Raw genomic sequence first — 14,387 nt, 5'->3', positions numbered from 1 at the left:
TCCCATGATAGAAGCCGATAGAATTATTAGTGCCACACCAAAGCGTGATGAAGAAGCGATCGACCGAGCGATTCGCCCCAAAATGTTAGCGGATTATGTTGGGCAGCCGTCTGTCTGTGAGCAGATGGAAATTTTCATCAAAGCCGCCAAACTGCGTAACGATGCCTTAGATCACCTGTTAATTTTCGGCCCACCTGGCTTGGGTAAAACCACCCTTGCCAACATCGTGGCGAACGAAATGGGCGTAAACATTCGAACTACATCTGGCCCTGTACTTGAAAAAGCGGGGGATTTGGCGGCAATGCTCACTAATTTAGAGCCTTACGATGTACTTTTTATTGATGAAATCCACCGTTTGTCACCTGCAATTGAAGAAGTGCTCTATCCAGCGATGGAAGATTATCAACTGGATATTATGATCGGCGAAGGCCCTGCCGCACGCTCAATCAAACTTGATTTGCCACCGTTTACCTTGGTAGGGGCAACTACTCGTGCAGGCTCACTAACCTCGCCATTGCGGGACCGTTTTGGCATTGTGCAACGCTTGGAATTCTATTCGGTGGAAGATTTAACTTCGATCGTTAAACGCAGTGCCGATTGTTTGAATTTGAACTTATCAGCGGACGGTGCTTATGAAATTGCTCGTCGTTCTCGTGGTACGCCACGAATTGCGAACCGCTTGCTGCGTCGTGTGCGGGATTTTGCCGATGTGCGTAACGATGGTGTGATTTCTTCCGAGATCGCCAAACAAGCTCTCACAATGCTAGATGTGGATCCTGAAGGCTTTGATTTTATGGATAGAAAGCTGCTGTGGGCGGTAATCGAACGCTTTGATGGTGGGCCTGTGGGCCTAGATAATTTAGCTGCGGCTATCGGCGAAGAGCGGGATACGATTGAAGACGTTCTCGAACCTTACTTAATTCAGCAAGGTTTTTTACAACGCACCCCCCGTGGGCGAATTGCGACCTCTCGTACCTACGCCCATTTTGGCTTGAGCAAAATAGAAATTTAAGTATCATATTCCCAAAATTACACTACATTACATTTCCTATTATTTCATCATTACTTTAACTCATTGAATTTATTAATTTTAACAAGTAAATAATGCAGAAAATCACATATTTCTGCATTTTTATTGCTTTTTTATGCAAAAATATGCCGCTTTGGCTTATAATTCAGTCCGTTTTTTATTCATTTTGAGCAAAATTTCGTGACTTAAGTCTCAGAATAGAAAATTACTTCATTTTACGTTTAACAAAAACTTTACAAACAACCGATTTTCCGATAATAATCGCAGAAATCAGTAAAACTTATCACTCATAGGAGAATTTTTATGCAAACCACATTCACTCGTTCCCTATTGGCATCTGCCATTGCATTTGGCTTATCTGTTTCTGCATTTGCAGCAAAAGTGCCCGAAGGTACAAAACTTGCGGATAAACAAGAAATCATCATCAATAACGGTGCGGAGCCACAAAGTTTTGACCCACACAAAACAGAAGGTGTACCAGAGTCTCAAATCTCTTACCAATTATTAGAAGGTTTAGCATCTAAAGATTCTGACGGCAATGTAATCCCAGCTGTTGCAATGTCTTGGGAAAACACTCCTGATTACAAAACTTGGACATTCAAACTTCGCCCAGAAGCGAAATGGTCAAACGGTGAACTTGTAACTGCACATGATTTTGTATATGCGTGGCAACGTTTAGCTGATCCTGCAACGGCGGCGCCTTATTCAAGCTACTTGAACTATATGCAAATCGAAAATGCACAAGACATTATCGAAGGCAAGAAAAAACCATCAGAACTAGGTGTAAAGGCCGTTGATGATCACACTTTCGTAGTTACCTTAAGCAGCCCTGTTCCATATTTAGTAGGTATGACAACTCACCAATCTGTTTTACCTGTGCCAAAATCTGTAGTTGAAAAACTAGGCGATGCGTGGGTAAAAAAAGAGAATTTCGTGGGTAATGGTGCATATAAAATAACCAATCACGTTATCAATGAAAAAATTGAATTTGAGCGTAGCGCTACTTATTGGAACGATAAAGAAACTGTTATCAATAAAGCAACATTCTTAGCAATTCCACTTGCGACAACAGATGTTCAACGCTACCGTGCAGGAGAAATCGATGTTACTAACTACGGCTTGCCAACAGAGCTATTCCCTAAATTAAAAGCGGAAATTCCAAATGAGTTATTTGTAGTAAGAACACTTTCGACCTATTTCTACGAATTCAACAATAAAAAGGCTCCGTTTGATAACATAAACGTGCGTAAAGCGTTAAACTTAGCGTTAGATCGTAATGTCATTACCGATAAAGTATTAGCTCAAGGTCAAACTCCAACTTATGTGTTTACCCCAACTTATGTTAGTGAAGGTGCTGATATCAAACAACCAGCCTACTCTACTCAGTCCATGGCAGAGCGTAATGCAGAAGCAATCAAGTTGCTAGAAGAAGCTGGCTTTAGCAAAGCGAATCCATTGAAATTCACTGTGCTTTACAACACTAATGAAAACCATAAGAAAATTGCTATTGCTGTAGCATCTTTATGGAAACAAAATACCAAAGGTTTAGTGGACGTGAAACTTGAAAACCAAGAGTGGAAAACATTCTTAGACACTCGCCGTCAAGGTAAATCTGACGTGGCACGAGCAGGTTGGGCAGCAGACTACGATCATACTACCACATTCTTAAACTACTTCTTATCTAATTCATCGAATAATACCTCTTTCTACCAAAGCAAAGAGTACGATGATGCACTTGCTGAGTCTTACAAAGCAACGGATGCGACAGGCCGTATGGCAGCTTACGCGAAAGCAGAAGAAGTGTTAGCAAAAGACTACCCTATCGTACCAATTTATAACTACGTAAATACCCGTTTAGTAAAACCTTACGTAAAAGGCTACGAAGGTAAAGATTCACAAGATCACATTTACTTAAGAAATCTGTATTTAATTAAACAATAATCTCTACAAGCGGTCGGATCATCTCAAAAATTTGCATATGGACATTGGCAAAAAAATGAGGCGATCTGACCGCTTGCTTTTCTTTTTTTCGTGTGGATTTGGAGAATTTGCCAATGTTGAAATTTATTGTAAAAAGAATAATGGAAGCGATTCCAACGTTGTTTATTCTAATTACCTTTTCTTTCTTTTTAATGCGGCTTGCCCCAGGTAGCCCATTTACCTCGGAACGTGCGTATCCGCCAGAAGTAATGGCGAACATTGAAGCGAAATATCACTTAAATGAACCGCTTTATAAGCAGTATTTCATCTATTTGAAAAATCTTTCACAAGGCGATTTTGGTCCATCTTTCAAATATAAAGACCAAACCGTAAACGACTTAATTGCTTCAGCGTTTCCCGTTTCATTCAAACTTGGGATTGTGGCATTTCTATTTGCTGTGACAATTGGTATTTGTGCGGGGACTTTTGCTGCCTTGAAACAAAATAGTAGGTGGGACTATATCGTGATGTCATTCGCGATGACAGGCGTCATTATGCCAAGTTTCGTTTTCGCCCCACTTCTCGTACTTTTCTTTGCGATCTATCTCAAATGGTTGCCAGCAGGTGGCTGGAACGGTGGTCAGATCTATTATATGGTGTTGCCTGTGCTTTCATTGACAATCGGTTATGTGGCAGGGATTTCACGTATCACTCGTGGTTCAATGATCGAAGTGTTACATTCTAACTTTATTCGTACGGCCAAAGCTAAAGGCTTACCAATGCGTAAAATTATTTTCAAACATGCTCTACGCCCAGCATTGTTGCCTGTGATTACCTATTTAGGTCCTGCATTTGTGGGAATTATCACGGGCTCAATGGTTATCGAAAGCGTATTTGGCTTACCAGGTATCGGTCAGCTTTTCGTGAATGGTGCGTTAAACCGTGACTATTCCTTAGTGTTAAGCTTAACCATTCTCGTGGGTTCATTAACAATCTTCTTCAATGCGGTAGTCGATATTCTCTATGCCGTAATCGATCCGAAGATTCGTTATTCATAAGGAGCGTGTGATGTTAGTTAATAGTAAAAAATCTCAAGAAGCGGCAGAAAATTTTGTCGCTCAAGCAACGGAAGCAGCCGTTGAAGGTCGTAGTCTCTGGCAAGATGCTCGTCGTCGTTTCTTCCGTAACAAAGCGGCGGTTGCCAGTTTAATCATTTTATTCTGCGTAGTGTTATTTATCACCTTCGCCCCTATGTTAATGCCATTTACCTATGAAGATACCGATTGGAATATGATGAGTATGGCACCTGATGCTGAATCAATGCACTATTTCGGTACTGACGCATCTGGACGTGACTTATTGGTACGTATTGCAATCGGTGGACGAATTTCATTAATGGTAGGGATCGCAGGGGCATTAATTGCTGTGGTGATCGGCACAATCTACGGTGCAATTTCTGGCTACTTAGGTGGCAAAGTGGATATGGTTATGATGCGTTTAATCGAAATTCTCGGTTCATTCCCATTTATGTTCTTCGTGATTTTGCTCGTAACCTTCTTCGGACAAAACATTTTCTTGATTTTCGTCGCAATCGGGATGATTGCGTGGCTGGGGTTAGCTCGTATCGTGCGAGGTCAAACCTTGAGTTTAAAAAACAAAGAGTTTGTGGAAGCCGCAATCGTGAGCGGTGTACCACGTCGCCAAATCATTTGGAAACATATCGTACCAAACGTATTAGGTATTGTAGTGGTTTACGCTTCTTTGGAAGTGCCTGCTTTGATTTTGTTTGAATCTTTCTTGAGTTTCTTAGGTTTAGGGACACAGGAACCAATGAGTAGTTGGGGAGCATTGTTAAGTGACGGCGCAGCACAAATGGAAACATCCCCTTGGTTGCTTGCATTCCCAGCATTTTTCCTGTGTTTAACCCTGTTCTGTTTTAACTTTATCGGTGATGGCTTACGTGACGCTCTCGATCCAAAAGATAAATAGGAAGGAACCCAATGAAATTATTAGATGTAAAAAATTTAGATGTTTTTCTCAAAACTGACGAACAAATTGTTCATGCAGTGCGTGATGTCTCTTTCAGTATTGAAAAAGGGCAAACATTAGCGATTGTGGGTGAATCAGGCTCAGGAAAATCGGTCACTTCAATGGCGATTATGCAGTTGTTACCAAACAATATCACGAGCTACGGCAAAAACTCGTCTATCGTCTTTGAAGAAAAAGAGATTTTGTCACTAAATGAAGCACAGTTGCGTGAGCTGCGTGGCGATCGTGTGGCGATGATCTTCCAAGAGCCAATGACCTCGCTCAACCCGTTTATGCCTATCGGAGAGCAAGTGGCGGAAGCGGTTAGCACCCACAATCCGCAAATCAGCCAAGCCGAATTAGATAAACTGACCCTTGAAATGCTGCAAAAAGTAAAAATTCCTGATGCAGAGAAAAAACTCAAATGCTACCCTCACGAGTTTTCCGGCGGTCAGTTACAACGGATTATGATCGCAATGGCGATCATCAATAAACCTGATTTATTGATTGCCGATGAGCCAACCACCGCCCTTGACGTAACAACTCAGGCGGAAATTTTGGATTTAATGCACGAATTGCAAGAAGATATGGGAATGGCGATTATCCTGATTTCTCACGACTTACGTTTAGTGCATAAATACAGCGATTATGTCTGTGTCATGCAATATGGTGAAATCATCGAGCGAGGCGAAACCGAACAGGTCTTTACCAAACCGCAACATCCATACACCATTGAATTGCTTACCCCAATTCCAGATAATCTCAAAAATCCGCCAGCAGATGATGCAGCAAATATCATTACTGCTGATAACATCAGCGTAGACTATGTACTAAAACGCAGCTTATTCGGCAAACCTAAAAAAGTGTTCAATGCGGTAAAAGATATTTCCTTGCATTTAAAAGTAGGCGAAACTCTCGGTATCGTAGGTGAATCAGGTTCTGGCAAATCAACCCTTGGCCGTGCGATTATGCAAATTTTGGAATACCGTGGCAAATTGCAATTCAATGGACAATCTTTCGACACACTCAGCAAAGCAGAGTTGAAAGCGTTGAAAAAAGATATGCAAATGGTATTCCAAGACCCATTCAATTCACTTTCGCCACGTTTAACCGTCGGTGAAATTATCGGCGAAGGGCTCTCGGTGCATTATCCGAATATGAGCAAAGAAGAACGCCGTCAAAAAGTGATGAAAATGTTGGAGGAAGTGAATTTATCTCCATCTATGATCAACCGCTACCCGCACGAATTCTCTGGTGGACAACGCCAACGGATTGCGATTGCTCGTGCGATCATTTTAGAGCCGAAATTTGTCATGCTCGACGAGCCAACTTCTGCCCTTGACCGCTCAACCCAAATCACTGTGATTGAGCTATTAACCAACTTACAGAAGAAATATGGTTTGAGCTATATCTTCATCAGCCACGACTTGGCCGTTGTGCGGGCATTAAGTGATCGTGTCATGGTAATGAGCAAAGGCGATGTGGTAGAAAGCGGTGATGTAAATCAGATCTTCGAAAATCCGCAAGATCCATATACCAAACGCTTGATCGAAGCCTCCAATCTCTAACCCATAAAAAAAACCGTTCCATTGGAACGGTTTTTTTATTGCAACAAGCGGTCAGATCCTTCAAAAGTTTTGCAAATCACGCTTCTAACTTTAATGCCTGTGAAAAACGTTGTAAGCCTTTCACATTTCCGTCTTTAGCTAATGACTGTAGTGTTTGAGTTGGAACATGGAGCAGTTGGTTAGTGAGTTTATAACTTAATTCATTCAGCACTTTCTCACTATCTTGCCCTTGTTGCAAAGCGTTCATCGCTTTTTCAAGCAGTTCTAAACGAATGGCTTCCGCATTTTGGCGATAGTGCTTAATCAAATTACTCGACTGTTGCTGCTTCAGCCATACAAAGAAATCTTTCGCCTCTTCAACAACAATCTCTTTCGCTTGTTCGGCCGCTTGCTGACGCTGAGCAAGATTTTGCTCGATAATATGTTGTAAATCATCCACGCTATATGAATAGACACTATCTAACTCACCTGCCTTTTCATCAATATCACGTGGTACGGCAATATCAATCAGTAACATCGGAGCATAGCGGCGTTCCTTTTGGGCAGCTTCGACCATCTCTTTGCTAATCAATAGGTCAGGGCTACCCGTTGAACTAATCACGACATCAGCTTGGTTTAGACCGAGCTGCAATGCACTTAAGGATAAAATTTGCATCGGATGCCCGACTCGCTCTGCCATCATTTCTGCACGCACGTGAGTACGGTTGGCGACCATCATGTTCTTCGCCCCGTGCTGTACCAAATAACGAGCGACCAGTTCAATGGTTTCGCCCGCCCCGACCAACAGAAAACGTAGTTTGTCAAAATTATCGAAAATTTGGCGAGCTAAGCCACAAGCGGCATAGGCGACCGACACGGCCGAGCTGCCGATTTCTGTTTCAGAACGCACCCGTTTCGCCGTGGCAAAGGTTTTTTGGAAGAGACGAGAAAGGTTAGTGGACATTGTCTCGCCTTGGGCTTGGTAGAAAATTTCGCTGTCTTGATAGGCTTGTTTTACTTGCCCCAAAATTTGTGGCTCACCCAAAATCAATGAATCTAACCCGCACGCCACACTCATCAAATGACGAGCAGCGTCCATATTCTGTTTGAAATAGAGACTGTTTTCGAGTTCATCGTGTTCGAGATGATGAATGTTTTCAAACCACTCGGTACATTGTGCCCGCCACGCTTGGTTATCGGGGTGATCTTCTTGCGGTGGGACATCGGGCTGGTGAAAATAGAGTTCGGTGCGGTTACAGGTAGAAAGAATGACGACACTTTCGGCAAGTCCTTGCGCGCGAATTTGTTCAAGAGCCTGTTGGCGTTTGTCTTCCACAAATGCCACTTTTTCTCGCAAATTCACCGATGCCGTTTTATGATTGATGCCTAATGCTAAAATTGTCATTGCTACCCACAAAAAGAAAACGAGCTCAACTCGTAAAGTTGGCTATTCTAATCAATCGCTTCCCGTGGTGCAAATGATTGTCTTGATAGGTTTGACTTATCGCAAAATGCAAGCGGTCAGTTCCGAGACATTTTTTGCAATTGATCAGCGATGCTTTTTAAGACGAAGAAATCCGCCCCCTTTTCAAATGTTTTCCGCTATAATAAACCTCCTTTTTTGTCATTAATAGACTGGGTTAAAAAGCCATTGACCTACGTTTTTCTGGAGGAATTTATGGTTGCAATTCGTCATTCACACCTGCTTGATCCTAACAATTTTGAGTTGGCAAGTTGGAGTGCGGGTTTGCAAATGCCACCAATTACATTCGATCAACTTCTGGTTGCCTGGCGTTATGTCCAAGAAAAACTTGATACTGAGCAGTTCCACCTGATTTGGTCGGGTGTTGAAATGGTTGAAATTTTGCACAGTTTAAGTATGGATGATGAAAGTCTCGTCGCGGCGCTACTCTTCCCCTTAGTCAAAAATCACATTATCGATCTTGCCGATGTCAAAGAAAAATTCGGCAACTCAATCAAGAACTTAGTCAAAGGCGTATTGGAAATGGACAACGTCCGCCAACTCAACGCCAGCCATGCTTCCGATGTGCAAATCGACAATATTCGCCGAATGCTGCTGGCGATGGTAGACGATTTCCGCTGTGTCGTGATCAAATTGGCGGAGCGAATCGTCTATTTACGAGATGTCAGCCGTAGCGAAGAAGATCTGGTGCTTGCTGCCAAAGAGTGTTCGCACATCTATGCTCCACTTGCAAACCGTTTGGGCATCGGGCAGCTCAAATGGGAGCTGGAAGATTACTGCTTCCGCATTTTACGCCCACAGGATTACCGCCAAATCGCCAAATATGATCTCGGTGAACGCCGTTTAGATCGAGAGCAATATATTGCAAATTTTGTGTTTGATCTGACCGCTTGTTTAAAGGAACAGCTTACCGAAGTGCAGGTTTACGGTCGCCCAAAACATATTTACAGCATTTGGAAAAAGATGCAGAAAAAGCATCTGAAATTCAATCAGTTATTCGATGTACGAGCGGTGCGAGTGATTGTACCTACTTTGGAAGATTGCTATACCGCTCTCGGCATTGTACATACCCAATATCGTCATTTGCCTGAGCATTTTGACGACTACATTTCCAATCCCAAGCCGAATGGCTATCAATCAATCCATACCGTTGTGCTAGGCGAAGGCGAGAAAGCGATCGAAGTGCAAATCCGAACCCAGAAAATGCACGATGATGCCGAACTTGGCGTGGCAGCCCACTGGAAATATAAAGAAGGGACAGCGGCGGGGCGTTCTGGCTACGAAGAAAAAATCACGTGGTTACGTAAGTTGCTTGATTGGCAAAAAGATATTGCTGACTCAGGCGATATGGTGGCGGAAATGCGTTCACAAGTGTTTGACGATCGGGTTTATGTGTTTACACCGAAGGGCGAAGTGGTCGATCTCGCCAAAGGAGCAACCCCGCTGGATTTCGCGTATGCAATCCACAGTGAAATTGGACACCGCTGCATTGGGGCAAAAGTGGCAGGCAAAATTGTGCCATTCACTTATCAACTCCAAATGGGCGATCAGGTGGAAATCATCACCCAGAAGAATCCCAATCCAAGCCGTGATTGGCTGAACCAAAACCAAGGGTTTATCAACACGCCAAAAGCCCGCTCGAAAGTGGTGGCATGGTTCAAAAAGTTAGATCGTGAGAAAAATATCCCACTTGGCAAGGAGATGCTTGAAGCGGAAATGGCGAAATTCAATTTCACCCAAAAACAGATCGAAGAATACGCTCTGCCACGTTACAACTTAAAACAGCTAGATGATCTCTACGCAGGCATTGGCGGCGGCGATATCCGGTTAAGCCCGCTTTCGCACTACTTGCAAACCAAGCTGATCAAGCCGACCGCAGAACAAGCCGATGAAGCGATTTTAAAACAGGTCGCCCACAAAGCCCAAAACGCTCCGAAACAGAAAAAAGGCTTTGTGGTGGTGGAGGGTGTGGGCAACTTAATGCACCACATCGCCCGTTGTTGCCAACCGATCCCTGGAGATGACATTGTGGGTTATATCACCCAAGGGCGAGGGATTTCTATTCACCGATCCGACTGCGAGCAGCTGTTTGAGCTGCAAAGCAACAGTCCAGAACGGGTAGTCGAAGCCGAATGGGGCGAAACCTACGCTACTGGCTTCAGCCTTGTGATTCGAATTATCGCTAACGACCGCAATGGCTTATTGCGTGATGTGAGCGGCATTATGGCAAATGAAAAAGTGAACGTGCTTGGTGTTTCTAGCCGTACCGATACCAAGCGAGGTATCGCAACAATGGATGTAGAAATCGAACTGAATAATATCCAATTACTCAGCAAACTCACTGCTCGCCTTTTGCAGTTAGACGATGTGATTGAAGCGAAGCGGCTGTCGAACTAACAAGAAATAAAATTTAAATTATATGTTGCAATATGTAACGGGTGGGCACTTAATCCGCCAGCAATAGTAAAAGGAATAACATGAAAAAATTAGTAATTTTAGGTTCAACAGGCTCAATTGGGACTAGCACCTTATCGGTGATTGAACACAATCCTGAGCAATATCAAGCCTTTGCGTTAGTTGGTGGGAAAAATGTAGCGTTGATGACAGCGCAATGCCAACGTTTTCATCCACGTTTTGCAGCCTTAGAAAATGCAACCGCAGCTCAACAATTAGCGGAAAATTTACGCTCGCTCAATTTGCCAACAGAAGTGGTGAGCGGTCAGCAAGCAATTTGTGAGTTAGCGGCACACCCTGAAGTCGATCAAGTGATGGCGGCAATTGTTGGCGCTGCTGGGCTGTTACCAACTCTTTCTGCCGTCAAAGCAGGCAAGCAAGTGCTACTGGCGAATAAAGAATCGCTTGTCACTTGCGGTCAGCTATTTATTGATGAAGCCAAAAAATCAGGGGCGAAGTTATTACCTGTCGATAGCGAACACAATGCAATTTTTCAATCACTGCCTGTTGAAGCACAAAATCAAGTCGGCTTCTGCCCACTTGCTCAGCTTGGTATCAGCAAAATTATTTTGACAGGTTCGGGGGGACCTTTCCGTACTAAACCGCTAGATGAATTTTCAACAATCACGCCCGCCCAAGCAGTCGCTCACCCAAACTGGTCAATGGGGCGTAAAATTTCCGTCGATTCCGCCACAATGATGAATAAAGGTTTAGAATATATCGAAGCCCGCTGGCTATTTAATGCCACGGCGGACGAAATGGAGATCATCATTCACCCTCAATCGATCATTCACTCGATGGTGCGTTACATTGACGGCAGCGTGCTGGCACAAATGGGCAATCCTGATATGCGAACACCAATCGCACACACCATAGCGTACCCAAACCGCATCAACGCAGGTGTTGCTCCCCTTGATTTCTTCAAGTTGAAAGAGCTGACCTTTATCGAACCCGATTTCGCTCGCTATCCGAATTTAAAATTAGCGATTGATGCCTTCACTGCGGGGCAATATGCGACCACTGCAATGAATGCCGCAAATGAAATTGCTGTTGAAGCCTTTTTAAATGAGCAAATTCGTTTTACGGATATTGTGGGAGTCAATCGCAGCGTGGTCGAAAATATCGCTCCAATTGCCATTCGAGAAATTGCTGATGTGTTGCATATCGACAAATTAGCGAGAGAATTGGCTAAGCAAGCTATCTTACAATTCTAGTGACAAGCGGTCAGTTCCGACAAAAAATTTGCAAAATGTTCTTCGAATCTGACCGCTTGTAAGCACAAAAAACGCCACTCACTGAGTGGCGTTTTGCATTTAATCTATCAATTTAGATTATTTTTTATAGTTGTGTACTAAAGCAACTAAGTCTAACACTTTGTGTGAGTAACCAGTTTCGTTGTCGTACCAAGAAACTAATTTAACAAAAGTATCAGTTAATGCGATACCTGCAGCTGCATCGAAAACAGAAGTTTCTGTGCAACCGTTGAAGTCAGTAGATACTACTGCATCTTCAGTGTAACCTAACACACCTTTCATTTCATTTTCTGAAGCACGTTTGATTTCTGCACAGATTTCAGCGTAAGTTGCTGGTTTTTCTAAGTTTACCGTTAAGTCAACAACAGAAACGTTTGGAGTAGGAACGCGGAACGCCATACCTGTTAATTTACCGTTTAATGCTGGTAATACTTTACCTACTGCTTTCGCTGCACCTGTTGAAGATGGGATGATGTTTTGTGCCGCACCGCGACCACCACGCCAGTCTTTTGCAGAAGGACCATCCACAGTTTTTTGTGTTGCTGTCGTTGCGTGAACAGTGGTCATTAAACCGTCTTTGATACCGAATTTTTCGTGGATAACTTTAGCAAGTGGTGCTAAGCAGTTGGTTGTGCAAGATGCGTTAGAAACGATGTCTTGACCTTCATATTTATCAAAGTTTACGCCGTTTACAAACATTGGTGTAGCATCTTTAGATGGACCAGTTAAAACCACTTTTTTCGCACCTGCAGTGATGTGTTTGCGAGCAGTTGCATCATCTAAGAATAAACCAGTTGCTTCAACAGCAACATCAACACCGATTGCACCCCAGTTTAAGTTTGCAGGATCACGCTCAGCAGTTACACGGATTGACTTGCCGTTTACTACTAAGTTGCCATCTTTAACTTCAACAGTACCATCGAAACGACCGTGAGTTGAATCGTATTTCAACATGTAAGCCATGTAATCAACGTCGATTAAGTCGTTGATACCTACTACTTCGATGTCGTCACGAAGTTGAGCTGCACGGAATACGATACGACCGATACGACCGAAGCCGTTAATACCAATTTTAATTGCCATAGATTTTTACCTATATTTAAAGTTAAACAAAACTCGTTCCTTTCGTTACATCTTGTATTACGAAAAAGGCAATTAAATTATAACACACTCTTTCCGTCTTTTGGCAATCGAAAATCACTCAAACAACCATAGAGACGTTTTGTGTAATGATCTACATCAAATTTTCAACAACGTTAGTGGATACAGTGAAAATGGTACGTCTAATGGTATAACTAAAATTTCTAATTAAGTGCGTAAAAACACAATAAAAAAACGATAAGAAAAAAGAATAGAAAATGCTGTAAAGCCTGTATATCAAGGGGTTTGAGATAAGTTTCGAAAGGCTATGATAGGCTTGATGGTCCCCCCTACCGGACTTGAACCAGTGACCAAGCGATTATGAGTCGCCTGCTCTAACCGACTGAGCTAAGGGGGGATTGGAATGCAAGATGCATTTAAGAAATGAAAAACGCGCAGGATTATAACGAGAAAAGGCAGGAAAAGCTATCTTTCTGCCATTTTTGTTGGTCACTCGCTGAAAAAATCGGCTAAATTGATACGCTTTTGATTTGCAGATAAATTAGTTGCCCGACAGCAAGCTGTAATTCATCAAAAGACCATGGGCTAATACTTGCCCAGATTTGCTGGTCAGCAACTTGAATAGCGAGATCCAAGCGGTCAGATTTACGGGAAATTTTGCAAATTGAGCCATGCAAAATATTGCGGATTGACGTTTGCTCAGGTTTATTTTTGGTGAGTGACACATCTCGGCTGGCGATTGTGATCCGTAGTCTATCGCCGAGCTGATAACGGGACTGCTGATTAATCCAAATCTGCTGCCCGCCAATGCCTAACCCCAACATTTGATAAGCCGACTGTTCCGCAACAATCGGTAATTCAAGTAGGCTAACTTGCTGCGAGTCGGGCTGCCAATCCGCAAAAGCGGGGCTATTCCAGACCGCTTCTACCCGATCAAACGCAGCGACTTTCCCGTTGTCGAGCAGCAATAGCCTGTCCGCCAAGCGTACGACTTCATCAAGACTGTGGCTGACGTACAAAATCGGGATCTGCACGTTTTTCGCCAGTTGACTGAGAAAATCAAGCAACTCTTTTTTACGAGGAAGATCAAGGGCGGACAAAGGTTCGTCCATCAATAAAATATCGGGTTCAGACAGTAACGCTCGCCCAATTGCCACTCGCTGTTTTTCCCCGCCTGACAAACTATTTGGGAAACGTTCAAGCAGATGCCCAATGCCAAGCAGTTCAACAATTTGCAAAAAATAGGCAGGATCTGACCGCTTGCGGCCATAGTTGAGATTTTTCTCAACACGATAATGGGGGAATAGGCGTGGTTCTTGAAATACATAGCCCACTTTGCGTTTTTCAGGCGGCAAATTGATGCGTTGTTGGCTATCGAATAATACTCGATTATTGAGTAAAATTCGCCCTGTTTGAGCGGTAGAAAGCCCCGCAACCAAGTTGATTAAACTCGACTTCCCCGCTCCCGACTTGCCAAAAATCGCCGTCACGCCTTGGTTCGCAATCTCAACATCCACAGATAAACGCAAGTCGCCAAGCTGTTGTTGCACCGAAATTTGTAACATTTTCAC

10 protein-coding genes and 1 tRNA gene are annotated in these 14,387 nt (G+C 43.3%); 7 read left to right on the top strand and 4 right to left on the bottom strand.

Annotated features, from left to right (window positions below; genetic code table 11):
* The first annotated feature begins 4 nt into the window (after positions 1-4).
* The 5 genes from ruvB (at position 5) to A4G17_RS05895 (ending at position 6,546) form a co-directional block, all read left to right on the top strand.
* Positions 5-1,012: a Holliday junction branch migration DNA helicase RuvB gene (gene ruvB, locus A4G17_RS05915; protein WP_123956497.1), complete on the top strand. Its 1,008-nt coding sequence runs from the start codon at positions 5-7 to the stop codon at positions 1,010-1,012.
* Positions 1,013-1,333: 321 nt separating this feature from the next.
* Positions 1,334-2,971 carry an ABC transporter substrate-binding protein gene (locus A4G17_RS05910; RefSeq protein WP_123956499.1) on the top strand — a complete coding sequence of 546 codons (1,638 nt, stop codon included), beginning with the start codon at positions 1,334-1,336 and terminating at the stop codon, positions 2,969-2,971.
* 113 nt (positions 2,972-3,084) lie between these two features.
* A complete protein-coding gene (gene oppB / locus A4G17_RS05905; RefSeq protein ID WP_123956501.1) occupies positions 3,085-4,008 on the top strand; it encodes an oligopeptide ABC transporter permease OppB in 924 nt (307 codons plus the stop codon).
* Between the two features lie 10 nt (positions 4,009-4,018).
* Entirely contained in the window at positions 4,019-4,939 is a 921-nt protein-coding gene (gene oppC, locus A4G17_RS05900) for an oligopeptide ABC transporter permease OppC (RefSeq protein ID WP_123956504.1), read from the top strand.
* A gap of 11 nt (positions 4,940-4,950) precedes the next feature.
* Positions 4,951-6,546: an ABC transporter ATP-binding protein gene (locus A4G17_RS05895; RefSeq protein WP_123956506.1), complete on the top strand. Its 1,596-nt coding sequence runs from the start codon at positions 4,951-4,953 to the stop codon at positions 6,544-6,546.
* A 76-nt stretch (positions 6,547-6,622) separates the two neighbouring features.
* On the opposite strand, the gene hemA is transcribed toward A4G17_RS05895, so the two are convergent.
* Positions 6,623-7,930, bottom strand: coding sequence for a glutamyl-tRNA reductase (hemA, locus tag A4G17_RS05890; RefSeq protein ID WP_123956508.1), 1,308 nt, complete (start codon positions 7,928-7,930; stop codon positions 6,623-6,625).
* A 273-nt stretch (positions 7,931-8,203) separates the two neighbouring features.
* On the opposite strand from hemA, the gene relA reads away from it, so the two are divergent.
* Together relA and ispC are read left to right on the top strand one after the other, a co-directional pair.
* Positions 8,204-10,405: a GTP diphosphokinase gene (relA, locus tag A4G17_RS05885; protein WP_123956509.1), complete on the top strand. Its 2,202-nt coding sequence runs from the start codon at positions 8,204-8,206 to the stop codon at positions 10,403-10,405.
* 80 nt (positions 10,406-10,485) lie between these two features.
* Entirely contained in the window at positions 10,486-11,676 is a 1,191-nt protein-coding gene (gene ispC, locus A4G17_RS05880) for a 1-deoxy-D-xylulose-5-phosphate reductoisomerase (RefSeq protein WP_123956511.1), read from the top strand.
* Positions 11,677-11,793: 117 nt separating this feature from the next.
* Here ispC and gap read toward each other — a convergent pair whose 3' ends face one another.
* The 3 genes from gap to modC all read right to left on the bottom strand — a co-directional run bounded on the left by gap (position 11,794) and on the right by modC (position 14,381).
* A complete protein-coding gene (gene gap, locus A4G17_RS05875; protein ID WP_123956513.1) occupies positions 11,794-12,798 on the bottom strand; it encodes a type I glyceraldehyde-3-phosphate dehydrogenase in 1,005 nt (334 codons plus the stop codon).
* Between the two features lie 338 nt (positions 12,799-13,136).
* Positions 13,137-13,213: transfer RNA gene (locus A4G17_RS05870), tRNA-Ile, on the bottom strand.
* A 112-nt stretch (positions 13,214-13,325) separates the two neighbouring features.
* The gene (modC, locus tag A4G17_RS05865) at positions 13,326-14,381 is read right to left on the bottom strand and encodes a molybdenum ABC transporter ATP-binding protein ModC (protein ID WP_123956514.1); all 1,056 of its coding nucleotides are present in this window, start codon (positions 14,379-14,381) and stop codon (positions 13,326-13,328) included.
* Between the last annotated feature and the right edge of the window lie 6 nt (positions 14,382-14,387).

It is taken from the genome of Frederiksenia canicola (assembly GCF_011455495.1).
Classification (GTDB): domain Bacteria; phylum Pseudomonadota; class Gammaproteobacteria; order Enterobacterales; family Pasteurellaceae; genus Frederiksenia; species Frederiksenia canicola.
The sequence above is the reverse complement of the archived record's forward strand: the minus strand, read 5'-3'. Positions and strand labels throughout refer to the sequence as shown.